The organism is Corallococcus sp. CA053C, assembly GCF_003611675.1.
In the GTDB taxonomy this organism is placed as follows: domain Bacteria; phylum Myxococcota; class Myxococcia; order Myxococcales; family Myxococcaceae; genus Corallococcus.
The window spans coordinates 1-22786 of record NZ_RAWA01000126.1 but is presented as its reverse complement, the minus strand read 5'-3'; the positions used below and the strand labels follow the sequence as shown (position 1 = coordinate 22786).

Genomic DNA, 22786 nt, shown 5'->3' with positions numbered 1-22786 from the left:
CCAGCCCCCCGCGCTGCGACTGCCGGACACGGTGCGTCCGGTCCACTACGAACTCGACCTGACGCTGCTCCCCGCGAAGGCCACCTATCCGGGCCACGTCACCATCGACGTGGAGGTGCGCGCGCCGGTGCGCCAGGTGTGGCTGCATGCCCAGGACCTGGAGGTGACCCGGGCCCGGGTGACGGTGGGAGGCCGCACCTTCGACGCGAAGCCCGTCACCGCGAGCGAAGGGCGTCTGGGATTGCTGCTGCCGGAGGCGCTGCCCGCGGGCACGGCGCAGCTCGCCCTGGAGTTCACCGGGAAGATCGACCCCGAGCGCAGCCAGGGCATCTACGTCCAGGAGGAAGGTGGTGAGCCGTACCTCTACACGTTCTTCGAGCCCATCGACGCGCGGCGCGCCTTCCCGAGCTTCGACGAGCCGACCTTCAAGGTGCCCTGGAAGCTCCGCCTCACGGTGAAGCCGGGACACGTCGCGCTGGCCAACGCCGCCGCCGTCTCACGTGAGCCCGTGTCGGGCGGGCTGGAGCGCGTGACGTTCGCGGAGAGCAAGCCCATGCCCAGCTACCTCGTGGCCTTCATGGTGGGGCCCTTCGACGTGGTGGATGCGGGCACCGTGGGACGCCGACACGTGCCGTTGAAGTTCGTCGTCCCGAGAGGGAGGGGCGCGGAGACGCGCTTCGCCGCGAGCGTCACGCCGCGCATCGTGGCGGGCCTGGAGGACTTCTTCGACCAGGAGTATCCCTACGACAAGCTGGAGGTGGCGGTGGTGCCGCGCTACTGGGGCACCATGGAGCACCCGGGGCTCGTGGCGCTCGGGCAGCCGCTGACGCTGATTCCTCCGGGGGAGGAGACGCTGGCCCGGCGCAGGGCCTACGTCACCATCGCCAACCATGAATTGGGGCACTACTGGTTTGGCAATATCGTCACGTGCAGGTGGTGGGATGACATCTGGTTGAACGAGTCGTTCACCGCGTGGCTGGATCGACAGACGGTGGACCGGCTGGAGCCGTCCTGGAGCTTCCAGCAGGAGCGGGCCATGAATGCGATGCGTTCGGCGCTGGAGTCAGACGCGCTGGAGGCCGCGCTGCCCGTGCGCAAGCCGGTGGAGAGCAACGATGACATCGTCGGCGCGTTCGACAATGGGACGACGTATGACAAGGGCTCGTCCGTCATCGCCATGTTCGAGGCGTGGATGGGACCGAAGCCCTTCCAGGAGATGCTGCGTGGGTATGTCCGCAAGCACGCGTGGCGGACCGTGACGACGGAGGACTTCCTGGCGGAGGTGTCCGCGGCGGTGGGTCCGGAGGTGGCGCGCTCCTTCAAGGGCTTCGTGGAGCAGGGCGGGGCGCCGCGTGTCTCCGCGCAGGTGTCGTGTCCGGCGGGCGGGGCGCCGACGGTGAAGCTGTCGCAGGAGCGCTACCTGCCCGCGGGCTCCAAGGCGGGCGCCCGGCAGGAGTGGCTCGTGCCCGTCTGCCTGCGCGCGGGAACGGGCACGAAGTCCACCCGCGTGTGTTCGATGATGCAGGGCCCCACGGCGGAGGTGACGCTGCCCACGAAGCAGTGCCCGGCGTGGGTCCTGCTCAACGAGGGTGGCACGGGCTACTACCGCTCGGGCTATACGCGCGAGCAACTCACGACGCTGCTGGCGACGCCGGTGGCGGCGTTCACGACCGGGGAGCAGGTGGCCTTGTGGGCGGACGTGGACGCGGCGGTGGGCCGTGGAGACCTGTTGCTCGGGGAGGCCTTGAAGGCCGTGCCCGCCACCGCGCGCTCGAAGGAGCGGCTCGTGGTGGAGAGCGGGGCTTCGCTGCTGGAGCGGGTGCGGTTGGACCGTCTCTCCGTGGAGGAGCGGAGGCGCTATCGCGCCTGGGTGGCCTCGCTCTATGCGCCGCGCGCGCGGGCGCTGGGCTGGGTGTCGAAGCCCGGTGATGACGACGCCGTGAAGCAGGCGCGCTCGCTCTTCCTGCAACTGGCGGCCGGAGTGGGGGAGGACGCCGTGCTGGTGACGCAAGCCACGCCGTTGGTGCTCGCGTGGCTGAAGGACCGCAAGTCCGTGGACCCGGAGGCCTTGAGCAGCGCACTGCCCCGCGCGGCGACGCATGGCAATGCCGCGTTGTTCGATGCGTTGTTGGAGGCCGCGAAGAAGGAACCCAACCGCAATGAGCGCGTCCGGTTGCTGTCGGCGCTGGGCTACTTCCGCGTGCCGGAGCTGACGCGGCGGGCGTTGGGCCTCGTGGTGGGTTCGGACTTCGACACGCGGGATGCGCTGATCATCCTCCGGACGGCGCTGGTCCTGCCGGAGACGCAATCCCTGGCGTGGGGCTTCTACCGCGAGCAGTTCGATACCCTGGCGAAGCGACTCCGCTCCGACGAGCTGGGAGGCCTCATCAACCAGGTGGGGAACCTCTGTGATGTCGCCCAGCTCACGGAGGCGGAAGCCTTCCTCACGCCCCGGGTGAAGCAGGTGGAGGGCGGACCGCGCGCACTGGCCCGGGCGCTGGAGTCCATCCGGCTGTGCATCGAATCCGAGAAGCTTCATCAGCAGAGCGTCCGGGACTTCCTGCACTGAGTTACATTCATTTACACGCGGCACATACGCCAGAGACATGCGAGGCGTGGAGTGCGAACCGTCCAACCGGCCTTCGGGCCCAGGGAGGTTCCATGTCCCGTCTTCTGCGTGCACTCCAGCGCATGCGCGTGCTGTTCCTCGCAATAGGGCTCCTGCTGCGGGCCCCCGCGGCCTCCGCGGCGCCGCCGGACGTTCCGCGCGCCGCCTCGGCCGCCGCGGAGGGCATCGACCCCAAGGCCTTGCAACAGCTCCTCCAGGGCGCCGAGGCGTCGAAGTCGAGCGCCGTGGTCATCCTGAAGAACGGGAAGCTCGTGGGCGAGTGGTCCTTCGGTCACGCGCCCGTGCGCATCGAGGCGATGTCCGTCACCAAGTCCGTCGTGGGGCTCGCGGTGCTGAAGCTGCTGGCGGACGGGAAGATTGCGTCCCTGGACGTGCCCCTGCACACGTACTTCCCGGAGTGGAACCAGGGCCGCAAGAAGGACATCACCCTGCGCCACCTGCTCACCCATACGTCGGGGCTCCAGTCGGACGCGAGGGCGGAGGAGATCTACCGGAGCCCGGACTTCGTGAAGCTCGCCCTGGCGGCGGAGCTGACCGAGCCGCCGGGCACGGCCTTCCGGTACAACAACAAGGCCGTCAACCTGCTGGCCGCCGTCGTCCAGAAGGCGTCCGGCAAGCGGCTGGACCGCTACCTCGCGGACGCCCTCTTCCGGCCCATGGGCATCACCGACTTCGGCTGGACGCTGGACGACGCGGGCAACCCGCACGTCATGGCGGGCGTGCAGCTCCGGCCGCGAGACCTGGCGAAGCTCGGGCAGCTGATGCTCGACGGCGGCGTGTGGCAGGGCTGCCGTCTCCTCCCGGCCGAGTGGGTGAAGCAGGCCACGACGCCGGGAGAAGGCGTGTTCTCCCCCGGCGGGCTGCTGTGGTGGTCCGAGTATGCCTGGATGCGGTTCACGGTGGACGACGCGCTCCTCGACGCGTGGAAGAAGGCGGGCGTGCCCGACGCGCTCCTCCAGGACATGGCCCCGCTGAAGGGCCGGACGTTCACGGACGAGCAGGCCTACCTCGACGCGCTGGGCTCGCGGCTGCCGGCCCTCAAGAAGGAGGTGCATGGGCGCCACCTGAGGCTCGCCACCGTGGAGAAAGGCCCCCGTGTCGGCTTCAACGCCAATGGCTACCTCGGGCAGTACCTGCTCGTTGTCCCCGAGCACCGGCTGGTCGCGGTGCGGATGTTCACCCCGCTGGATGAGACCGGGCCGCAGCCCGATGAGTCCGTCTCCTTCAATGACTTCATCCCCCGCGCGCTCGCCCTGGTCGATGTCAGCCAGACGCCTGTCTTAGGAGAGGCGATCAAGGCGCGAGGTGCGGCCACGCCGCGCTAGGCTATGGCCATGACAGGCTCCACGGCGCCGCAGTCCCCCATCCAGGTCCTGCTCATCGAGGACGACGTCCACCTGGCCCGGCTCACGGCCGAGTACCTGGAGCGCCACGGCGTGCGGACCTGCTGCGCGCACGATGGAGAGCGCGGGCTGGCCGAGGCGGCGCGGCGCACCTTCGATGCCATCCTCATCGACGTCATGCTGCCCCGGAAGGACGGGCTCACCGTGTGTCGCGAGCTGCGGACGCGCTCGGCGGTGCCCATCCTCATGCTCACCGCGCGCGGCGAGGAGGCGGACCGGGTGATGGGGTTGGAGCTGGGCGCGGACGACTACGTGTCCAAGCCCTTCTCCTCACGCGAGCTGCTGGCGCGCATCACCGCGCAGGTGCGCCGCAGCCGCGGCCTGCTGGGCCCGGCGCGCGAGGTGCTGCGCGTGGGGCCGCTCACGCTGGACAGGGCGGGCCGGCGGGCCGCGCTGAACGGGCAGGAGCTGGCGCTGACGCAGCAGGAGTTCTCCCTGCTCTGCGCGCTCGCGGAGCGGGCCGGACGGGTGCTGTCCCGCGAGCAGCTCCTGGAGCTGGCGAACGGCGGCGTCGAGGGGCCGGTGGACCGCGCCATCGACGTGCACGTGTCACGGCTGCGTCAGAAGCTGGGAGACGACGCGCGCCATCCCCGGTTGCTCAAGACGGTGCGCGGCGTGGGCTACGTGCTGGAGCAGGGAGAGGGCTCATGAGCGGGACGGTGTCCCGGCCGCGCCGGCTGTTCTGGTACATCTACGCGTATGGCCTGCTGATGCTGTTGGGGGCGTACGTGGTGTTCGAGGTTTCTCTCCCGGTGGCGTTTGCTCTCTCTACCGACGTCATGGACTTCCGGATGGAGGCCCTGCACCTGGCCGAGCTGGCCAGCGCGAAGTCTCCAGAGCTGGCTCGGGAGCTGGGTCCGCCCGCCGCGGCGAAGGGCAGGCAGGCCACCCTGTACGGAGTCGGTGGAGAGCTGCTGGCCTCGTCGGTCCAACCTCCATTGTCCCCCTTCACGCCCGCACACCTGCGCGCCGCGAAGGACCGGCTGCAGTGGGTCCCACCTCCCGTGGGGGCCCTCACGGCCGAGGAGCTGCGCGACCTGAAGGTCCGGCAGTTGTGGGTCTTCCAGGATAACACCTTCGTGTACCACGTCGCCCCCGTCTGGAACGGCGACACGCTCGCGGGCTACGTGGTGACGGCAAACCCGCGTCGTTTCTCGTTTTATGAACTCGTGGGCGGTCTGATGGTCTTCGAGCTGTTCGTGCTGGCGGGCCTGTCCTTCCCGATGGCGCGGGTGCTCGCCGCGCCGCTGGAGCGGCTGACCGCGGCGGTACGGGAGTTCGGCCAGGGCCGCCTGTCCGCCCGCGCGCTGCTGAAGGGCCGTCACGAAGTGGCGGAGCTGGGGCGCACGTTCGACGAGATGGCCGCGCGGATGGAGTCCCTCATCCGGGGCCAGAAGGAGCTGCTGGCCAACGTGTCCCATGAGCTGCGCACGCCCCTGTCCCGGCTGGGCGTCACGCTGGACCTCGTCGAGGAGGGCCAGCCGGACGAGCTGGCGAGGCGCCTGCCGGAGCTGCGCCGCGACATCGGAGAGCTGCAACAGCTCGTGGACGGCGTGCTGCAGATGGCGAGGCTCGACCTCGCCGCCAACCAGGCCGGGCAGCCAGGCCTCGGCGTCCAGCGGAGCGCCCTGGATCCCGCCGACTTCCTGCGCGACACCGCCGAGCGCTTCCGGCAAGTCCACCCCGAGTGCCCGCTCCAACTGGAGCTGGCCCCCGGGCTGCCGGCGCTGGAGGCGGACGCGGTGCTCCTGCGGCGCGCGGTGCACAACCTGCTCGACAACGCGCGCAAGTACTCGGAGCCCGGCAGTCCGGTGACGCTGCGGGCCCGCGCGGATGCGGGCACGGTCCACGTGGAGGTGGAGGACCGGGGCATCGGCATCAGCGCCGCTGACCTGCCGAGCCTCTCCACCCCCTTCTTCCGGACCGACCGCAGCCGCACGCGGGACACCGGAGGCGTGGGACTGGGGCTCACCCTGGTGCGCCGCATCGTGGAGGCCCATGGCGGCACGCTCGCCATTCACAGCGTGCCCGAGGGCGGTACGCGCGTGACGCTCACGCTGCCGCGAGCACCGGCGGCGCTGGTTGTCGCGCGGAACGCGTCGGAGGACGAATCACGCCAGGTTGAATCCGCGTCCGTTCAGCCGAACAGGAAGTTTCGTGTCCGGTAAAGCCAAACGCACCCGGAGTGTAACCGCGTGTTGACGGCGGGTATTTCTATTTTTTATGATTCTCCTGGTAGTTCACGACATCCCAGGAGCGTCAGCTGTGAAATCCTCTCGCAAAAACGCATCCCTCGCCGCGGCCCTCCCGTTGATCCTCGCCGCTGGATCCGCTTCCGCCGCGAGCCGCGTCGACCTCCATCAGCAGGACATCGGGGTGATCCGCCAGCAGCCCGCGGCCATCGCCGCCACGGGAGGCGCCGACCGGGAGCCTGCCCGCCATGCCCAGGCGCTGGGCCTGGATGCCGATTCGCGCCTGTCGCTGATTGAAAGCGTCAGTGACCACGGCGTGCGCAACCACCGCTACCAGCAGACCTTCCGGGGCCTCCCCATCTTCGGCGAGCACGTGATCGTCAACGAGGATGCCAACGGTGAGCTCCGCGCGTTGTTCGGACGCAAGGTCACGGGTCTGGAGCGGGAGATTTCGGAGGGTGCCCCCCGGCTGTCCTCCGCGCAGGCGCTGGACATCGCGAAGGGGGCCAGTCTGGGCAGCCGCGTTCGCGCCATGCTCGTCACCGATGAAAGCTCCCGGTTGATGATCTTCATCGACGACGACGGCCGTGCCCACAAGGCCTACGTCGTCAGCTACTTCGCGGACGTCTTCGGCGGGGGTTCGCCGACGCGGCCCCTGGTCATCGTCGACGCGGAGGATGGCCGGGTGCTCAAACAGTGGGAGAACCTGCAGCACGTGCTGATTGGCACCGGTCCTGGCGGCAACCTCAAGACGGGTCAGTATGAGTACGGCACGAACTACGGCTACATGGACGTGACGCAGTCGGGCACCACGTGCACGATGAGCAACACCAACGTCCAGACCGTCAACCTCAACGGCGGCACGTCCGGCTCCACCCCGTTCTCCTACGTCTGTCCGCGCAACACCGTGAAGAACATCAACGGTGCGTATTCGCCGCTCAACGACGCGCATTACTTCGGCAGCGTCATCTTCAACATGTATCAGGCCTATGTCGGCAAGGCCCCGCTGACCTTCCAGCTCACGATGCGGGTGCACTACTCCACCGGCTACGAGAACGCCTTCTGGAACGGCTCGGCGATGACCTTTGGCGACGGGGCCACGACGTTCTATCCGCTGGTCAGCCTGGACGTCGCCTCGCATGAGGTCTCGCACGGCTTCACCGAGCAGAACTCGGGGTTGATCTACTCTGGCCAGTCCGGAGGCATCAACGAGGCCTACTCCGACATCGCGGGCGAGGCCGCCGAGTACTACATGCGTGGCGGCAATGACTTCCTCGTTGGCGCCGACATCTTCAAGAGCAGCGGGGCGCTGCGCTACATGGCCAATCCGCCGCTGGATGGCAGCTCCATCGGCCATGCCTCCAACTATTACAACGGCCTGGACGTGCACTACTCGTCCGGTGTGTACAACAAGGCCTTCTACCTGCTGGCCACCCGGGCGGGTTGGAACACGCCGCGAGCCTTCCAGGTCTTCGCCCGCGCCAACGACCTGTACTGGACCCCGAGCACGGACTTCAACCAGGGCGCGTGCGGCGTGCAGACCGCGGCGCAGGACTACGGCTACAACGTCTCCGACGTCGCCGCGGCCTTCTCGTCGGTGGGCGTGGCCTGCGGCGGCGGCGCGGTCGAGCTGTTCCGGCAGACGGACACCAGCGGCAAGCTCACCATCGCGGTGTTCGAGCGCTATTCGACGACGAGCGCCAGCGTCAACACCAACTTCGCGGTGACCGTGCCGGCTGACTTCGTGGTGATTGGCGGTGGCGGTGAGGGCAAGGAGACCCCGGCGGGCAACCTGCTGACCGCCTCGTATCCGGACTCCGGGCTGACGTCCTGGCTGGTCTCCACCAAGCAGCACATCGATACCGATCCGGTGCAGGTGCGTGCCTGGGCCATCGGTCTGAAGGTCGCGGGGCTGACCCCGGCGCAGCTGCGCAGCTACCTGACCGTCAGCTCGGCGACGAGCGCCTCGGTCGCGCATCCCGACGTCACCGCGTCGCTGCCGGCGGGCTACGTGCTGGTGGGCGGCGGCATCAATGTGAACTGGAGCGGCGCGGGCAACCTGGCCACCGCGTCGGCGCCCTCCACCTCGACCTCCTGGCGCGTGCGCTCGAAGGACCATGTCAACTCCTCGCCCGCGACGGCGCAGGCCTATGCGATTGGCATCAACAGCTCCATCCCGGGCGTCGGCACGATTGGCAACGTCATCAACGGGGGCACGTCGGCGGTGGTCGCGCATCCCAGCTACACGGTGGGCCTGACCAGCGGCTATGCGCTCAGCGGCTGCGGCGCGTTCGTGAACTGGAGCGGCTCCGGCAACCTGCTGTGGCAGATCAAGCCGGTCAACTCGGGCTGCACGGTCGCGTCGAAGGACCACGTCGAGTCCTCGCCGGCTTCGATCTCCGGCTACACGATCGGCCTGCGCGCGTTCTAAGAGGTTGTCGGCAGGGGGCAGGGAGGCCGTCCTTCGGGCGGTCTCCCATTGCCCCGAAGCTTCACGCATGGCTCGATGGGGGCTCGTCACCTGGAGGCATCCCATCATGAGCCAGCCCGATCCCGCCTACGACGTCCGCGACAGCGAGTCCCTGCAGGCGATGTTCGGTCCCGTGGATGAGCGGTCGTTGTTCAAGGAGCGGGACCACGTCGACGCGAACTACCGGGCGCTCATCGAGGCGTCGCCGTTCTTCGCGCTCGCGACGGCGGGGCCGGAGGGGCTCGACTGCTCGCCCCGGGGCGACCCGCGCGGCTTCGTCGAGGTGCTGGACGAGCGGACCCTGGTGGTGCCGGACCGGCGCGGCAACAACCGCATCGACAGCCTGCGCAACCTGATCGTGGATCCGCGCGTGGCCCTGCTGTTCCTCATCCCGGGGAGGGGCGAGACGCTGCGCGTGAATGGCCGCGCGCGCCTCAACACGGACCCCGCCGTGCTTGCGCGTCACACCCGGGACGGCAAGGTGCCCAAGCTGGTGCTCGTCATCGCGGTGGACACCGTGTTCTTCCAGTGCTCGCGCGCCGTGGTTCGCGCGGAACTGTGGAACCCGGCGAAGCACGTGGCGCGTGGTGAGCTGCCCTCGGCGGGGAGGATCCTCGCGGACGCGAGCCCCCGCCCGTTCGATGCGGAGACCTACGACAGCGCCCTCCCGGAGCGCGTCCGGGGCTCGCTGTACTGAGCCTCAAGGCCTGTGCGTCAGGGGCCCTGGGGCACGGCCTCGTGCTCCCGGCACAGCAGCTGGCTGTCCTCGCGTGACAGCGGCTCCTTCGTCAGGCCGCAGCGGAAGCGTCCCGGGCCCTCGCGCTGGAAGTGCTTGCAGGTGCCGCAGGCGCCGAAGCTGCGCTGGGCATTCGCGGCCTGCAGCGAGCGCAACAGCCCGGTGAGCGCCGCTTCGAGCGCCTCGCCCTCGCCGGGCAGCCCCGTGAGGGCCCGCTTGAAGAGCGCGGGGGGCAGGGCCTCCTTCAGCACCGCGCGGCCGTCTTCCGTCACCAGCAGGTGGACGACGCGCCGGTCCTCCGTGTCGGGCTGCTTCCGCAACAGTCCCTTCTCCTCCAGCAAGAGGAGCGTCTGGGACACGGTGCCCTTGGTGAGTCCCAGGTACTCCGTCAGCGCCGCGGGCGTGTTGCTGTAGCGGTTGCACGATTGCAGGTAGCGCAGCGCCTGGAGGTGCACCGGCTGCAACCCGTGGCGCAGCCCCGCCGCCCGCTCCTCCGTGCGGAGCAGGTTCCCGAGTCGCTCGAGCAACGCGTAGAGGCGGTCGACAGCCATGGACCAGAAGGTATCGGGACGACACCGACTTGACAAGCGGAGGCGACGGGCGCATTTGGTATCGAGTCGATACCAATTGGCCTGCCGCTCAACCCGTTGTCCCCTGGAGCACCCCATGACGACGCCCACCATTGCCCCTGTCGGCCCCATGAATACGCCTGCCGCCTCCGAGCCCACGCTCGCCGCGCTGAAGGCGAAGTTCGGAACCGTCCCGAAGATGTTCTCCACCTTCGCGCACTCTCCCGCGGCGCTCGACGCCGTGGCGGGCTACTTCAACGCCATGGGCGGCGCGAAGCTGTCGGCGCGCACGCAGGAGGCCATCGCCATCGCGGTGGCGGAGCTGAACCACTGCACCTACTGCCTCTCCGCGCACACGGCGCTGGCGAAGGGGCAGGGCGTGAAGGCGGATGAGCTGAGTGGCTTCCGCACGGGCCGCTCGGCGGATCCGCGCGAGCAGGCCATCCTGGACCTGGCCGTCGCCATCGCCCGCACGCGGGCGGCGGACGTGGGCCCGCAGCTCGCGCAGGCACGCAGGGCGGGGCTGGGGGACGCGGAGCTGGTGGAGGTGGTGGCCGCCGTCGCGCAGAACGTGCTCACCAACTACCTCAACGTGGTGGCCGGCACCGAGGTGGACTTCCCCCGCGTCGCCTGAGCCGCGTCCGCTCGGGGGCGCCGGCACGGTCGCGGCGCCTCCGGCTGCTTGGGGTTCAACACCCGCCAACGCGGACCCAAGAGTTTGCTTGAGTTCAAACCCGGAAAACGGGAAGGAGACGGAACACCAAGGAGCGTCTCAATGAACGTTCGTCACCTGCCCGCCGTGGTTCGCCGTACCGGGCTGGCTGTAGTTTTCGCCGCGGTCGCTGCCTGTGGAGGGAAGCCGGAGAGCGACCCCGAGCTCCAGAATCAAGCCGCCGCGGTGACCGCGGGTTCCCGGCTCGTCGGCGTGCAGTCCGGCCGCTGCCTCGACGTGGCGCAGAACAGCCAGACGCCGGGGCAGGTGCTGCACATCTACGATTGCCACGGTCAGGCGAACCAGCGGTTCCTGTTCACGCCCGAGGGCGAGCTGCGCGTGTTCGACGGCGCCTGGTGCGTCCAGCCCGCGACCGCCACCGCCGGGGCCAGCGCGGTCATCGCCGCCTGCACCGGGGCGGCGAACCAGCGGTGGGTCCGCAACGCCAACGGCGCGGTCGTCAATACGTCGTCCTCGCTGTGCCTCGACGTGTCCGGCCAGGCCACCGCCAACAGCTCGCCGGTGGTCGCCTGGAATTGCAACGGCCAGACGAACCAGCAGTGGTCGTTTCCGCCCGACGCCCAGCCCCCCACCGTGCCCACGGGGCTCACGCTGTCCAACGTGACGTGCAACTCGGCCACGCTCTCGTGGTCCCCGTCCACGGACAACGAGGGGGTCGCCTTCTACGACGTCTACCATGACGGCCAGTTGATGAAGACGGTCTCCGCCGCCACGGTGTCCACCGCGCTGACCGTGGTCCCTGGCGCGACCTGGGGCCTGTATGTGAATGCGCGGGACGCGGTGGGCAATGTCTCTCAGGGCAGCGCCACGCTCTCCATCACCCCTCCGCCGTGCCAGGTGGACACCCAGCCTCCCACCGTCCCGACCGGCGTCACCGCCTCCGCCTCGGGCACCAGCGTCACCGTGAGCTGGACCGCGTCCACCGACAACGTGGGCGTGAGCGCGTACGACGTGTTCCGGGGGGGCGTGAAGATCGCGACGGTGCCGGGCTCGCCGCCCGGGACGTCCTTCTTCGACAGCGGCCTCTCTCCGAACACGGCCTATGCCTACGCCGTGCTCGCCCGTGACGCCCAGGGCAATGCGTCCGCCCAGAGTTCGGCCGTGACGGTCACCACCGGCCAGGCGTGCGCGAACGCCGTCTGCTCCGTCACCCAGATCGCCACCGACACGGACATCCCGTGGGGCCTGCTGAACCTGCCGGACGGCACCGTGCTCTACGGCCGCAGGGACGCGCAGAACATCGTTCGCCTGGATCCGGCCACGGGCGTGAAGACGTCGGTGGGCACCATCCCCAACGTGCAGAGCACCGACGGCGAGGGCGGGCTGATGGGGCTGGCCCTCTCTCCCACCTTCGCGAGCGACAACTGGCTGTACGTGATGCACACCTCGCCCACCGACAACCGCATCGTGCGCCTGAAGTACGAGAACGGCGCGCTCAACACCGCGTCGCTCCAGGTGCTGTTGCAGGGCATCGGCCGCAACAAGTTCCACAACGGCGGGCGCCTTCGCTTCGGACCGGACGGGAAGCTCTACGCGTCCACCGGGGATGCCCAGAACGGCGCCTACGCGCAGGACACCAACAACCTGGCCGGCAAGGTGCTGCGGCTCAACACCGACGGCACCGTCCCGTCCGACAACCCCTTTGGCAACTTCGTGTGGAGCTACGGCCACCGCAACCCGCAGGGGCTGGCCTTCGACTCCCAGGGCCGCCTCTGGGAACAGGAGTTCGGCAACTCCGTGATGGACGAGACCAACCTCATCCAGAAGGGTGGCAACTACGGCTGGCCGAACTGTGAAGGGACGGTGTCGCAGGGTGGTACGGGCTGCGCGACGGCCGGGTACATCGCCCCGAAGCAGACCTACTCCACGGCGGAAGGCTCCTGCTCCGGCATCGCGGTGGTCCGCGACGTCCTCTACGTGGCCTGCGCTCGCGGCTCGCGCCTCTACCGTGAGGTCATCAGCGGCACCAGCCTGACCAATGTGCAGCAGTTCTTCGTCGGCACCTACGGCCGGCTGCGCACCGTCGAGCCGACCCCTGACGGCAACCTGTGGATGACCACCACCAACCAGGGCGACAAGGACAGCATCCCCGACAACAGCAACGAGAAGATCTTCCGCGTCGTTCTCGGGCAGTAGGCCGCATCCCGGTCCCCGGAGCTGCCACGGCTCCGGGGATCCGGCTCAGGGAGAGCGGACGAAGAGCTCCTTGCCCGCGCGAATCGTGCATTTGACGTCGCTGAACCGCCGGACATCCGTGGCGGGATCACCGCCGAGGACCACGAGGTCCGCGTCGAGGCCCGGCTTGACGCGGCCCCGGCGCTCGGCGGCGCTCCAGCGTGCCGCGGGGGCGGTGGTCAGCGACGCGAGGATCTGCATCGGCGTCAGCCCCGCGTGGGCCATGAGGACGTATTCCTGCGTTGGGTCGAGGTCGGTCATGTACCCGACGTCGGTGCCGAACAACACCTGGCCCCCGGCGCTGGAGAACGCCGCGAGCTGCCGTTCGGCATCCGCGACGATGCCATCGCGCACGTCGGCGGGCAGCTTTGCCTTGGTGAGCTCGTAGCCCCAGAGCTGCAATGTCGGGACGACGGAGACGTTGCGCGCGACCAGCTGGCTGACGAGCTCGGCGCTCCACGCGGACTTCGGCGGATCAATGGTCGTGTGCACGAGGATGTCGACACCCGCCTGCACGGCGGCGCTCACACCCTCGGGATCGGTGGGATGCACCATGGTCAGGCCCCCCAGGCCGCGGGTTTCGGCCACCACGGCGCGCGCGATGTCCGAGGACATGCGCCGGATCTCGCCATGCCCCTGGGGCGTGGCGATGAACAGCTTGGTGCCCTGCGCGCCGCTCTCGAAGCTCTTGCGGACGATGGCGCGGGCCTCCTCCGCCGTCGCGGGTTGGGCAAGCTGTTGCAGCAGCGCGGGCGGCAGGTCGCGCAGGTAGAAGGGAATGCCGTTCTGCGGATACAGCGGGGCTCCGACGGAGAGGATCGCCGGGCCCCGCAGCTCGCCGCGCTCGATGCGCTGGCGAAGGGCCAAGGTGTTCGCGGGGTCGGAGCCGGTATCGACGACCGTCGTGAAGCCGAAGCGCGTGGTCATCCCGGTCAGGGGTGGCTGGAGTTCTTCGAGCGAGCGCCCCACGGCCCCGGCGAACGCAGGGTCCGTGAAGTGGACGTGGCTGTTCTGGAACCCGGCCGTGATCACCCCGCCGCCGCAGGCGTCCGCACGCCGGAGCCCGGTCGGCGGAGCCTCCGACGCGGAACCGACGGCTTCAATCTTCCCGCCGCTCACGACCATCCAGGCGTTGTCCATGGGCGGCGCGTCGGGAGCCACATAGAGCCGCGTGCCCGTCAGGAGCCAGCGATCAGCGGCAGCCGGCCGCTGGCTTGAGGCACAGCCTGTGATGGACAGACAGAGAAGGAGTGCGACCCGCTGCATGAGCCCTCGAATCGGGCTCTCAAAAGAGGAGCCCGTCAGACGGACACGTCCTGGTTGACGTACCCCGGCGCTACTTAGCCCATTGCCGCGACACCGGCGGGCGGGAAGTCAGCTCAGGGCCTTCCGGCGCGGTCCAGGATGGGGACGAGCACCGCGGCCAGGTCTCCCATCACGTTGATGTATCCCGTGATGTAGCGGCCCGTCTTGGGCACATAGAGCATGAAGCTCTGGTAGCCCGCCGTGCTCCCCAGATGCCCGATGGAGACGACCCCATTGGACTCGAGCTGCATCACACCGAGCCCGTATCCGAGCTGCCGTGACTCCGGGTCGACCGCCGACTGGAACGCGAGCATGGTCTCCAGGGTCGCCGCGCGCTCGAAGAGTGCACCGGCGCGGAGCTGTCTGAAGAAGGTGGTGAGGTCGGAGACGGTGGTCACCAGGGCGTGACCGCCAGAAGCCCCGGCCATCGAAGGGTCGACGAAGGTGAGGTCCGCCAGCCCCTCGTCGAGGGGGACATACCCTCGCGCGCAGGGCGTCGGGCAGCCAAGGTCTCCCGCCTCGGGCAGCTGCGTCTGCGAGAGCCCGGCCCGCTGGATGACCCGCTCCCGGACGATGTCTCGCCAGCTTCGGCCTTCCGCCGCGGAGAGGATCTCGCCGAGGAGCACGTAGTGGGTGTTCGAGTAGCTGTACCCCGCGCCAGGAGGGAACGTGGGCGACTGCGTTTCGACGACGCCGAGGATCTCGTCGAGCGTCCAGATGTGCTCCGGGTCGGACACGATGGCCTGGATCTTCTCATTCGTGACCCACTCCGCGACGCCCGCGCGGTGACCGAGCAGCATGGCCACGGTGATGGTCTCCGCATTCGGGATGCGGTCCGTCACGCTCGACGGCAGTCGCTCCGTCAGGGTGTCGTCCAGCGAGATCGTTCCCCGCTCGACGGACTGGAGCACGGCGGTGGCGACGAGGGTCTTGAGGATGCTGCCGGCGCGAAAGTGGTGCTGCGCGGACATGGGCAGCTTCTGCTCGACATCTCCGACACCGGCAGCGCCCATCCAGGTCGGGCCTTCGTCCGAGGTGACGGCCAGCGCGATGCCGGGAGTCACGCCTCTGGCGACGACGTCCTCAAGAATGACCTGCAGGTCCGTGTGCAGCGTCGTGGGCTCGTTGTCGTCATCGCCACCGCAAGCGCTGACCACTCCGGCCAGGCCGAGGAGCAGGGCGATGGAGAGCACGGCGAGCCTCGGACGCACACGGGGGCTTGTTGTGGCGCCGAGCGAGTCACTGTGTCTGATTTCGAGAATCCGGGAGTGGGTGTCCATTCCCATGAAACACCGCCCGGAGGCGTGCGTGTCACACGTCTCGAAGAAGAACCCGTGGGGGGCGTTCCCTCACGGCTCGTTGTCCAGGTCGTCCAGTTGTTCCTGTGCGAGCTGCCGGTAGTAGGGCACCACTTCGACAGCGAGTACGTCGCGCATTTCCTGGCGCGCGCTGTCGTAGTCCCCTGATTCCTCGTGGCGGTACATCCGGTGCAGCGCTCGCATCAGTCGCCACGAGCCCTCCTTGATGCGGCTGATGGACTCCCGGAGCAGCTCGCGCGCGCCCGCTTCTGTTGCGAGCGCTTCAGTCGCGTCCTGGATGGCGACGTCCTGGGCGGTGCGCAGGAGGAGCGCGCGAACGTCATCAGTCAGTTCGAGCGGTGCGCCATCGTTCAACACGCGGTGTGCAAGGGACCGAATCGGGTCCCATCGAGGGGTGTCATCCATGCCTACGGTCTCCTTGTCCGCCGGCCAGGACGGCACATGTCCAGGGGCCATTCCTTCTGGCCCTCGCACTGGCGCATGCAGTCGTAGCAGGGTCCCTTCCAGCCCGGTTGCGCCTTGCAGTCTCCATAGAACCGGATGCACTCCCGTTTCCACTCGGGAAGATCCGCGTTGTGCGAATCGTCCCAGACTTCCTCCTGGCCGTGGGTGCCCGTGGCACCGACCCCGGCCGCCATGAGGGTCGCGGCCTCGGCCGCGGTGAGGCCGCAGGCGGCGGGGTTGCCCGGGTGGGCTTCAATGCAACACGTCTCGCTGTCGATGCAGGTGCCAGCCGCGGTGGCGCAGCCCGTCAGGAGCGTGGCGATGACAAGAGCGGCAAGCCGCGTCGGGTTCGGGAGCATCTCGCAGGAGTCTGCTCAAGGCCCAATCCAAAGCAAGATTGCCACCCTGGCTACTGTCTCTGGGCGCCGTAGGGGCAGAACTGCAGCAGCTCCGCGATGGGGGGACGGCAGAGTTGCACGAGCTGCGTTTCATCCAGGAACGAGGACGTTCGTGCCTTGAGGAAACACGAGGCGGGATCATCTTCTGGCGTCGTGTACTGGCAGAGCTGGAGCGCCTGCGGATCCGCCAGGAAGCCTTTCTCCTGCACGCGTTGGAAGCACTTCGCCGGGGCGTCGGAACGCGCGCCCTGACAGAGCTGTGCCGCGACGGTTTCGCTCGTCCCGGTCCCCTCACGGGTCGCCTCGAAGCAGGAGTACTGGGGCTCCTCGTCCGGCGACGCCAGGGTCCGGCTCAACGCGGGAGCCCCAAGCAACAGGGCAGCCAGCCCCAGGACTCCCCTCCCGTCCCATGAGCGTTGCCTCTTCCCAAGCTGTTCCCGCATCGTGCACCCCCAGGCGAAGCTGGGAAGTCATTGTCAGCCGTGCACGGTGCGACTGTCGGCGGGCACGGCTGCCCGGTCCTTCAGGCCGTAATCCCTGACGACGTGGGACACGCGCAGGCGGTAGTCGCGGAACACGCTCTCCCGGCCCTCGCTCTGGGCCTCACGGTGGGCTTCCAGGCGTCGCCACTCCGCCACCGCCGCCTCGTCGCGCCAGTAGGACAACGACAGCAACTTGCCCGGCTCGCTGAGGCTCTGGAACCGCTCGATGGAGATGAAGCCATCGATGCCCGACAGCAGGGGCCGCAAGGCCGCCGCGAGGTCGAGATACCGCTGGCGGTGGTCCTCATGGGCCCAGACTTCGAAGATGACGGCAATCATCACAGACCTCCCAGGATGCGGGCGTTGGTGGATGCGCGCCAGGTGACGGAGCGCGACAGCGGGGTGAGCTCCAGGTCGCTCGCCAGCACATGGCCGGCGGCCGCGCGGGCCATCGTCACCGCGAGCTCCTGTCCCGGGCAGGCATGGGCGCCCAGGCCGAAGGTGAAGGTCCGGCGGTCGGGGCGACGTGGGAGGAATGCGTCGGGCTGGGGATTCACCCGGGGATCGCGATTCGCGGCGGCGAGCACGACCACCACCGTCGCGCCTGCTTCCAACACCGTCTCCGCCACGGTCGCGCGCACGGGGATGAAGCGCCGGGTGTTCTGGACCGGCGACCCGTGACGGGCTGCCTCCCGGACCACGTCGTCGAGGGTGCATTCGCCCCGTGCGACCTGCTCCCGCAACCCAGGCATCCGAGCGAAGGCCAGCAGCGACGCCCCCACGAGCCCTGCGGTCGCTTCATAGGCCTGGGTGAGCAGGCCCACCGCGTTGGGCACCAGCGCCTGCACCGGGCCCCCCTGCATCCGCGCTGCGAAGGCGCTCAACAGCGCCGGTGCGCGTGGCTGTGATTGAAGGCAGGCCGTCACGCGTTCGACCAGGCGCGCGGCGCCCCGGGCTCCCTCCGCGCCGGCCGCTGGATGGGCGACCGAACGGACATACGCATCCACCTCCCGCGCGCTCTCTTCCAGCGTCTCCTCCGCGAAACCCAGCAGCGAGCCGAGCACGTACACGGGAAGCTGAAGCGCTTGCTCCGGCAGGCGGGACAGGTGGGGTTCAGCGAAGAGGCGGGCGGACCAGCGGCGGCTCTCCGCTTCCACCGCGGGCAGCATCGTCGCGAGCGCCTCCGCCAGGGCGTGCTTCACGGCGGGGTAGGGCGCTCCGTCGTTCATCCGCAGGAGCCTCCCGAACAGCGCCCCCGCCGGAGTCCCTGCCAGGTGCGACGGAACGGGCTCCGCCTGGGGCCGCACCCGGCAGTGCTCGCTCGTGAGCACCGCCTGTACCGTGGCCGCATCCGCCGCGATCCAGGGCTCGAACCCCGCGATGCGTTGCAGGCCGCCCCGGGTACACAGGTCGGCGTAGTACGGGTAGGGGTCGGGGTGGGTGACGGCCTGATACGGGTCGGTGGGCGGTTGCATCGTTCCTCGCTTCCAGGACTCTCCTCCCTCGGGCCCCTCCGTGTGCTAGGAAATGGTTCGTCATGGAACGAACGATGAATGCAGGCCCGGACCTCGCCACGCTGGCCGGCGCCGTGGGCGATGCCACGCGGATCCGGATGCTGGAGCTGCTCATGGAGGGCCGGTCACTCGTCGCCAAGGAGCTGGCCTTCGGCACCGGCGTCAGCCCCGCGACGGCGACGGTGCACCTCAAGCGGCTGGAGCAGGCCCGGTTGATCCGCTCCACCAAACAGGGGCGCAACAAGGTGTTCCGGCTCGCCACGCCCACCGTCGCGCGCATGGTGGAGGCGCTGATGACGGTGGCGGTCCGTGGACCTCGCGCCTCGGCGACACCGGAGCCCCTCCGGGCCGCGCGCTATTGCTACGACCACCTCGCGGGGCGGCTCGGCATGGGCATCACCGATGCGCTCCTCCGCGAAGGGCACCTCTCACTCCGGCGCCGGGCCTTCGCGCTGACGCCGAGCGGTGAAGCGTGGTTCGAAGCGTTCGGAGTCGACCTGGAGCCCCTGCGCGACCAGCGGCGCCAGTTCGCCCACCGCTGCCTCGACTGGAGCGAGCGGCGCGACCACCTCGCCGGAGCGCTGGGGGCGGCGCTCGCCGCACGGGTGTTCGCGTTGGGCTGGGTCGAACGTCAACCCGACTCGCGCGGCCTCATCGTCACGTCCGCGGGCCAGCGGGGCCTGCGGCGTCACTTCGGCGCGCTGTGAGCCGCGGAGGCGTCCGCACGCTCCTTCGCGCGCTGGATGGCGACGGACACGGCCTCGCCCACGGCGCGTGAGAGCCCGTGGGTTTCCAGCGCCTCCAGCCCCGCCACGGTGATGCCTCCCGGTGTCGCCACCTCCGAGATGAGACCCGAGGTGGTGGCGCCGGGCTCCGCCAGCAGCTTCGCCGCGCCGATGAGCGTGCCCCGCGCGAGCGCCGCCGCCTCCGTGGCCTCCATCCCGTGCGCCATCGCGGCCTGCGCCAGCGCCTCCACGAAGCGGAACACATACGCGGGCCCCGTGCCGGACACGCCCGTGCACACCGTGAGCTCGTTCTCCGACACCCACAGCGGCCGGCCCGTCGCCGCGAACAGCGCGTCCGTCACGCGCCGCGCGGACTCCGTCACCCGCGAGCCCGCCGTGAGCGGGGTGATGCCCGCGCCCACGCCCACGGGCGTGTGGGGCATGGCGCGGAGGACGGAGACCCCCGCCGGCAGCGCCGCTTCGAGCTGCGCGAGCCGCACGTCCGCGGACAGCGACACCACGACCTGCCCTGACTCCAGCGCGGGGAAGATGCACGTCATCAGCTCCGCCATCTGTGCCTGTCGCACCGCGAGCAGGACCACCGCCGCGCCGCGCACTGCCTGGGCGTTGTTGGTGAGGACCTGGACGCCGTGCCGGGAGCGCAGCTCCTCGCCGCGCTCGGGCCGCCGCACGGTGACGCGGAGGTCGGACGCGCGCACGAGGCCGGAGCGCAGCAGTCCCTTGATGATGGCTTCGGCGAGCTTGCCTCCACCGAGCAGGACGATGGGTGCGGGGACGGGATGGGAAACCATGGCCGGCAGTCTACCCCTAGAACTTCACACCCACGCTGGTGCGAAGCTGCGTGTCCAGCGCCGACACCGTCGCGGGCGGCGCGCTGTCATAGGTGAGGTTGAAGCCGAGGCCCACCGTGACGCGCGGATTGGGCGTCACCGAGAACAGCGTCTCGTTGAGCACGCGCAGGTCGGATGGACGCGTGACGCGCGGCTGGAAGTGCTCCTGTTCAACCCCGTTGTGCGGGGCCCGGAGCAGGTCGGTCCAGCGCTTGACGGCGGCGGAGGGGCGGAGCATGCCTGCGCATCTTCCGCGACCCTTCACCCCCTGCCGGAGCCCGCCCATGCACGTCCACATCATCGATGCCTTCACCCGCACCGCCGGTGCAGGAAACCGCGCGGGCGTGATGCTCGACGCGTCCGCGCTGGACGTCCCCACGATGCAGCGGATCGCGGCGGCGGTCGGTGCTTCGGAGACGGCCTTCGTCCTGTCCCGTCCGGAGGACCCCACGGTGCGGCTGCGCTACTTCACGCCCGTGGCTGAGATTCCCTTCTGTGGCCACGCCACCGTCGCCACCTTCCACCTGCTCGCGGAGAAGGGGCTGCTGCGAAGCCCGGGCGCGTACCGCCTGGAGTGCCCCGCCGGCACCTTCGGCATCGAGCTGGAGCCGCGAGGCGCCCGCGAGACGCGCGTCTGGATCGTCACGCCCCAGCCGCCCGCGGAGCCCAACCCCGTGACGCTGGACGCGCTGATGCCCACGATGGGCGGCACGGCGGAGCAGGTGGACACGGCCCTGCCAGTGCTCCGCCAGGGCCACCGGCTGATGGTGCCCATGAAGCGGCTCGCGGACCTGGAGGCGCTGTCCGCGCGGGGCGCCGCGATGAACGCCCTGCTGATGCCTCACGGCGTGCGCGGCGTGTATCTCTTCACCCGGGAGGCGAAGGAGCAGGGCAGCGCGGCGCACGCCCGCTACTTCGTCCCGGGGTTCGGCATCCTGGAGGACCCCGTGACGGGCTCCGCCGCCGGGCCGCTGGCGGCCTACCTCGCCGAGCACGGGATTCTTCGCCTGCCGGAGCAGGGCGGCACCGTGGTCAGCCGGGTCGAGCAGGGTGACACCCTCGGCAAGCCGGGGCGCATCGACATCGAGGTCGTCGGCCGTCCGGGACGCATCGAGCGCGCCCGGGTGGGCGGCGTGGCCCTCACCGTGATGGACGCCACGCTCATCGCCTAGCACCTGTCCGTCCGGCTCGGTTCCCCAATGCCAGACATCAGGGGCCGGCCGCGCCCGAGAGGACCCCTTGAAGGCCCCCGGACGCACCGCCAATCTTGAATCGGGGCGAACACGTCCTGAATCAAGGTTGCTGGTGCTGTCCGACGGGCCAGGCGCCAGCCGGGCCGCACCGGGGGAGGACGAAGTCCCAGGGCCGGCGCATCGAGGTGAAGGGGGGCTCCGGCCAGCAGGGGACCCCAGGCACTCCGAAGAAGCCCGTCCACTGAAAGGCCCGGCGCGCGGCCCTCAGTGCTTCCGGTGGGCGCGGCGGCCTTCGTCCTCGACGACGGCCGTCGCCACCTTCTCCGCCGAGTCCCGCAGCTCCTCCAGGGGAGGCGCGTGCCACGACTCAAAGGCAAACAGCTTGTTCATCAGCTTGCCCGCCTGATAGCCCGGGCGGATATACAGGGCGTCGAACAGCCACGCCAGCGCCTGATCCGCGAAGGTGTACCAGGTCTCGTTACAGCCCGTGTGCTGGATGGTGATGTCCAGCACCTGGACCAGGGCGTCCGCCAGCGCCAGCACCCGGATGTCGTCGTCGCCTGGCTCCGAGGGCAGCTCGCGCTCGATGGTTTGATACGCGGCATCCAGCTTGAACAGCCACGCGCGGGACTGCTCCAGCGCGTTGAGCATGAGCTGGATGTTGTCATTGACGTTCATGGTGGGGGTGGGCCGCTGGTTGAAGAAGCTGTGACACCAGCAGTAGGCCCCCAGGCTCTCATTGCCCAGCAGGACGCCCGACTCCGAGTACCAGGGGGGCAGGTTCTCCTCGAGCAGGCGCGCGACCTGCTTGCCCATCGCCTTGCGCTCCTCGTCCGGCAGCGAGCGCGTCCCCGGCGGCACCCGGGGCTCCAGGTACCTGCGCAGCACGGCGGCGAGCTTGTCCGGGGCGTAGTCGTCAAGGCTCTCCCGGATGCGGTGCCAGGGCGTCTTCGCGTTCACCTTGCTCATGGTGACACCTCGTTGCGACAGGGCGCGTCCGGCCCCGCGATGCTCCGCGCCAGCAGCCGCGCCAGGCGCGTGTAACCGACGGCGTCTCCGGGCCGCTTGGGCCACAGCACCAGGGGCGCCAGCGGCGGGGTGGGCAGCCCGCCCCGGCGCAGCATGTATTCCAACCACAGCCGCGCCGCCCGCGCGTTGCCGTCCGGGAACGGATGGAAGAAACACAGGTCCAGGTACAACCGGATGGCATGCGCCACCGGATGGCGCTCCTCCCGGGCGTCCGCCTCCACCTTGGCGATGAAGGCCGCCTCCAGCCCGGGCGCCTGCGCATAGCGGTGCGCACCCCGATGCGCGAAGGCGTCCCCGGTGCGAAAGGCCGTACGCACCCCCAACAGCGTTTCCTGGACCTCCAGCATCCGGGAAAACGTCAGCGCTTCCCCCGCGTCCGCCAGCTGGCGCACCCGCGCCAGTGCCTGTTCAAAGCGCTTCGTCCGCTCCGGCCCCTGGGCTTCGTGGGCGGGCGCGTCATGCCGGAGGAGGAACTCCTCCTGGGCCCCCGTCTCCCGGAACGGCTGTCGTCCCGCCGCGGCCAGGTCCGCGCGGAGCTCCGGCAGCTCCCAGTCCAAAGCTTGCATGGCTGCGCGGTGAGGACCGAGCTGCTCGGTGGCGGAGGGGGCTTTCACGGGGG

At 69.7% G+C, this 22786-nt stretch carries 21 protein-coding genes; 10 read left to right on the top strand and 11 right to left on the bottom strand.

The genetic code is table 11. The features are described from left to right. The 6 genes from D7V97_RS18425 to D7V97_RS18400 all read left to right on the top strand — a co-directional run. Nucleotides 1–2569, top strand: a 2569-nt coding sequence (locus tag D7V97_RS18425; protein WP_147444863.1) for a M1 family metallopeptidase, incomplete at its 5' end; no start/stop codon positions are given. A 92-nt stretch (nucleotides 2570–2661) separates the two neighbouring features. Beyond that, a complete protein-coding gene (locus D7V97_RS18420; protein WP_120611954.1) occupies nucleotides 2662–3954 on the top strand; it encodes a serine hydrolase in 1293 nt (430 codons plus the stop codon). A gap of 9 nt (nucleotides 3955–3963) precedes the next feature. Further along, entirely contained in the window at nucleotides 3964–4683 is a 720-nt protein-coding gene (locus D7V97_RS18415) for a response regulator transcription factor (RefSeq protein ID WP_120611956.1), read from the top strand. Further along, nucleotides 4680–6200 carry a cell wall metabolism sensor histidine kinase WalK gene (locus tag D7V97_RS18410; RefSeq protein WP_120611953.1) on the top strand — a complete coding sequence of 507 codons (1521 nt, stop codon included), beginning with the start codon at nucleotides 4680–4682 and terminating at the stop codon, nucleotides 6198–6200. Before D7V97_RS18415 ends, D7V97_RS18410 begins: the two co-directional genes overlap by 4 nt. Before the next feature lie 208 nt (nucleotides 6201–6408). Then, the gene (locus D7V97_RS18405) at nucleotides 6409–8655 is read left to right on the top strand and encodes a M4 family metallopeptidase (protein ID WP_233582946.1); all 2247 of its coding nucleotides are present in this window, start codon (nucleotides 6409–6411) and stop codon (nucleotides 8653–8655) included. A 106-nt stretch (nucleotides 8656–8761) separates the two neighbouring features. After that, nucleotides 8762–9391: a pyridoxamine 5'-phosphate oxidase family protein gene (locus tag D7V97_RS18400; RefSeq protein WP_120611951.1), complete on the top strand. Its 630-nt coding sequence runs from the start codon at nucleotides 8762–8764 to the stop codon at nucleotides 9389–9391. Between the two features lie 17 nt (nucleotides 9392–9408). On the opposite strand, the gene D7V97_RS18395 is transcribed toward D7V97_RS18400, so the two are convergent. Continuing rightward, nucleotides 9409–9981, bottom strand: a complete 573-nt coding sequence (locus tag D7V97_RS18395; protein WP_120611950.1) for a MarR family winged helix-turn-helix transcriptional regulator — start codon at nucleotides 9979–9981, stop codon at nucleotides 9409–9411. Between the two features lie 115 nt (nucleotides 9982–10096). Here D7V97_RS18395 and D7V97_RS18390 point away from each other — a divergent pair, with 115 nt between their 5' ends. Together D7V97_RS18390 and D7V97_RS18385 are read left to right on the top strand one after the other, a co-directional pair. Further along, entirely contained in the window at nucleotides 10097–10633 is a 537-nt protein-coding gene (locus tag D7V97_RS18390; protein ID WP_158623397.1) for a carboxymuconolactone decarboxylase family protein, read from the top strand. Nucleotides 10634–10774: 141 nt separating this feature from the next. Further along, on the top strand, nucleotides 10775–12868 hold the full coding sequence (locus D7V97_RS18385; protein WP_120611948.1) for a PQQ-dependent sugar dehydrogenase: 2094 nt from the start codon (nucleotides 10775–10777) through the stop codon (nucleotides 12866–12868). 45 nt (nucleotides 12869–12913) lie between these two features. On the opposite strand, the gene D7V97_RS18380 is transcribed toward D7V97_RS18385, so the two are convergent. From D7V97_RS18380 to D7V97_RS18350, 6 genes are all read right to left on the bottom strand, one after another. Continuing rightward, nucleotides 12914–14047, bottom strand: a complete 1134-nt coding sequence (locus D7V97_RS18380) for an amidohydrolase family protein (protein WP_158623396.1) — start codon at nucleotides 14045–14047, stop codon at nucleotides 12914–12916. Between the two features lie 239 nt (nucleotides 14048–14286). Beyond that, a complete protein-coding gene (locus D7V97_RS18375) occupies nucleotides 14287–15423 on the bottom strand; it encodes a serine hydrolase (RefSeq protein WP_158623395.1) in 1137 nt (378 codons plus the stop codon). Nucleotides 15424–15561: 138 nt separating this feature from the next. Beyond that, nucleotides 15562–15936 (bottom strand): DUSAM domain-containing protein, encoded by a 375-nt coding sequence (locus D7V97_RS18370; RefSeq protein WP_120611945.1) that lies wholly within the window; start codon nucleotides 15934–15936, stop codon nucleotides 15562–15564. 448 nt (nucleotides 15937–16384) lie between these two features. After that, on the bottom strand, nucleotides 16385–16729 hold the full coding sequence (locus D7V97_RS18360; RefSeq protein WP_233582944.1) for a hypothetical protein: 345 nt from the start codon (nucleotides 16727–16729) through the stop codon (nucleotides 16385–16387). Between the two features lie 120 nt (nucleotides 16730–16849). After that, nucleotides 16850–17194 (bottom strand): antibiotic biosynthesis monooxygenase, encoded by a 345-nt coding sequence (locus D7V97_RS18355; RefSeq protein WP_120611943.1) that lies wholly within the window; start codon nucleotides 17192–17194, stop codon nucleotides 16850–16852. Continuing rightward, nucleotides 17194–18330 (bottom strand): cytochrome P450, encoded by a 1137-nt coding sequence (locus tag D7V97_RS18350; RefSeq protein WP_120611942.1) that lies wholly within the window; start codon nucleotides 18328–18330, stop codon nucleotides 17194–17196. Before D7V97_RS18350 ends, D7V97_RS18355 begins: the two co-directional genes overlap by 1 nt. 62 nt (nucleotides 18331–18392) lie before the next feature. On the opposite strand from D7V97_RS18350, the gene D7V97_RS18345 reads away from it, so the two are divergent. After that, a complete protein-coding gene (locus D7V97_RS18345) occupies nucleotides 18393–19076 on the top strand; it encodes a helix-turn-helix transcriptional regulator (protein WP_199728853.1) in 684 nt (227 codons plus the stop codon). On the opposite strand, the gene proC is transcribed toward D7V97_RS18345, so the two are convergent. Both proC and D7V97_RS18335 read right to left on the bottom strand, forming a co-directional pair. Further along, complete coding sequence (proC, locus tag D7V97_RS18340; RefSeq protein ID WP_120611940.1) at nucleotides 19058–19906, bottom strand: pyrroline-5-carboxylate reductase; 849 nt, start codon at nucleotides 19904–19906, stop codon at nucleotides 19058–19060. The two genes, D7V97_RS18345 and proC, sit on opposite strands and share 19 nt — an antisense overlap. Before the next feature lie 16 nt (nucleotides 19907–19922). Next, nucleotides 19923–20183: a DUF481 domain-containing protein gene (locus D7V97_RS18335; RefSeq protein ID WP_233582942.1), complete on the bottom strand. Its 261-nt coding sequence runs from the start codon at nucleotides 20181–20183 to the stop codon at nucleotides 19923–19925. A 46-nt stretch (nucleotides 20184–20229) separates the two neighbouring features. Between D7V97_RS18335 and D7V97_RS18330 the strand changes: the two genes are divergently transcribed. Beyond that, nucleotides 20230–21117: a PhzF family phenazine biosynthesis protein gene (locus D7V97_RS18330; RefSeq protein ID WP_120611939.1), complete on the top strand. Its 888-nt coding sequence runs from the start codon at nucleotides 20230–20232 to the stop codon at nucleotides 21115–21117. A gap of 285 nt (nucleotides 21118–21402) precedes the next feature. Here D7V97_RS18330 and D7V97_RS18325 read toward each other — a convergent pair whose 3' ends face one another. Both D7V97_RS18325 and D7V97_RS18320 read right to left on the bottom strand, forming a co-directional pair. Next, a complete protein-coding gene (locus D7V97_RS18325) occupies nucleotides 21403–22107 on the bottom strand; it encodes a hypothetical protein (protein WP_120611938.1) in 705 nt (234 codons plus the stop codon). Continuing rightward, a partial coding sequence (locus tag D7V97_RS18320) for a Fic family protein (protein ID WP_120611937.1) occupies nucleotides 22104–22786 on the bottom strand: 683 nt, incomplete at its 5' end. The genes D7V97_RS18325 and D7V97_RS18320, both read right to left, overlap by 4 nt.

Excerpts from the sequence above, each read along its gene's own strand:
- proC (WP_120611940.1), bottom strand. The coding sequence starts at position 19,906 with ATGGTTTCCCATCCCGTCCCCGCACCCATCGTCCTGCTCGGTGGAGGC.
- D7V97_RS18325 (WP_120611938.1), bottom strand. The coding sequence starts at position 22,107 with ATGAGCAAGGTGAACGCGAAGACGCCCTGGCACCGCATCCGGGAGAGC.
- D7V97_RS18420 (WP_120611954.1), top strand. The coding sequence starts at position 2,662 with ATGTCCCGTCTTCTGCGTGCACTCCAGCGCATGCGCGTGCTGTTCCTC.
- D7V97_RS18330 (WP_120611939.1), top strand. The coding sequence starts at position 20,230 with ATGCACGTCCACATCATCGATGCCTTCACCCGCACCGCCGGTGCAGGA.
- D7V97_RS18390 (WP_158623397.1), top strand. The coding sequence starts at position 10,097 with ATGACGACGCCCACCATTGCCCCTGTCGGCCCCATGAATACGCCTGCC.
- D7V97_RS18415 (WP_120611956.1), top strand. The coding sequence starts at position 3,964 with ATGACAGGCTCCACGGCGCCGCAGTCCCCCATCCAGGTCCTGCTCATC.
- D7V97_RS18335 (WP_233582942.1), bottom strand. The coding sequence starts at position 20,183 with ATGCTCCGCCCCTCCGCCGCCGTCAAGCGCTGGACCGACCTGCTCCGG.
- D7V97_RS18345 (WP_199728853.1), top strand. The coding sequence starts at position 18,393 with ATGGAACGAACGATGAATGCAGGCCCGGACCTCGCCACGCTGGCCGGC.
- D7V97_RS18355 (WP_120611943.1), bottom strand. The coding sequence starts at position 17,194 with ATGATTGCCGTCATCTTCGAAGTCTGGGCCCATGAGGACCACCGCCAG.
- D7V97_RS18385 (WP_120611948.1), top strand. The coding sequence starts at position 10,775 with ATGAACGTTCGTCACCTGCCCGCCGTGGTTCGCCGTACCGGGCTGGCT.
- D7V97_RS18350 (WP_120611942.1), bottom strand. The coding sequence starts at position 18,330 with ATGCAACCGCCCACCGACCCGTATCAGGCCGTCACCCACCCCGACCCC.
- D7V97_RS18370 (WP_120611945.1), bottom strand. The coding sequence starts at position 15,936 with ATGGATGACACCCCTCGATGGGACCCGATTCGGTCCCTTGCACACCGC.
- D7V97_RS18395 (WP_120611950.1), bottom strand. The coding sequence starts at position 9,981 with ATGGCTGTCGACCGCCTCTACGCGTTGCTCGAGCGACTCGGGAACCTG.
- D7V97_RS18410 (WP_120611953.1), top strand. The coding sequence starts at position 4,680 with ATGAGCGGGACGGTGTCCCGGCCGCGCCGGCTGTTCTGGTACATCTAC.
- D7V97_RS18400 (WP_120611951.1), top strand. The coding sequence starts at position 8,762 with ATGAGCCAGCCCGATCCCGCCTACGACGTCCGCGACAGCGAGTCCCTG.
- D7V97_RS18380 (WP_158623396.1), bottom strand. The coding sequence starts at position 14,047 with ATGGACAACGCCTGGATGGTCGTGAGCGGCGGGAAGATTGAAGCCGTC.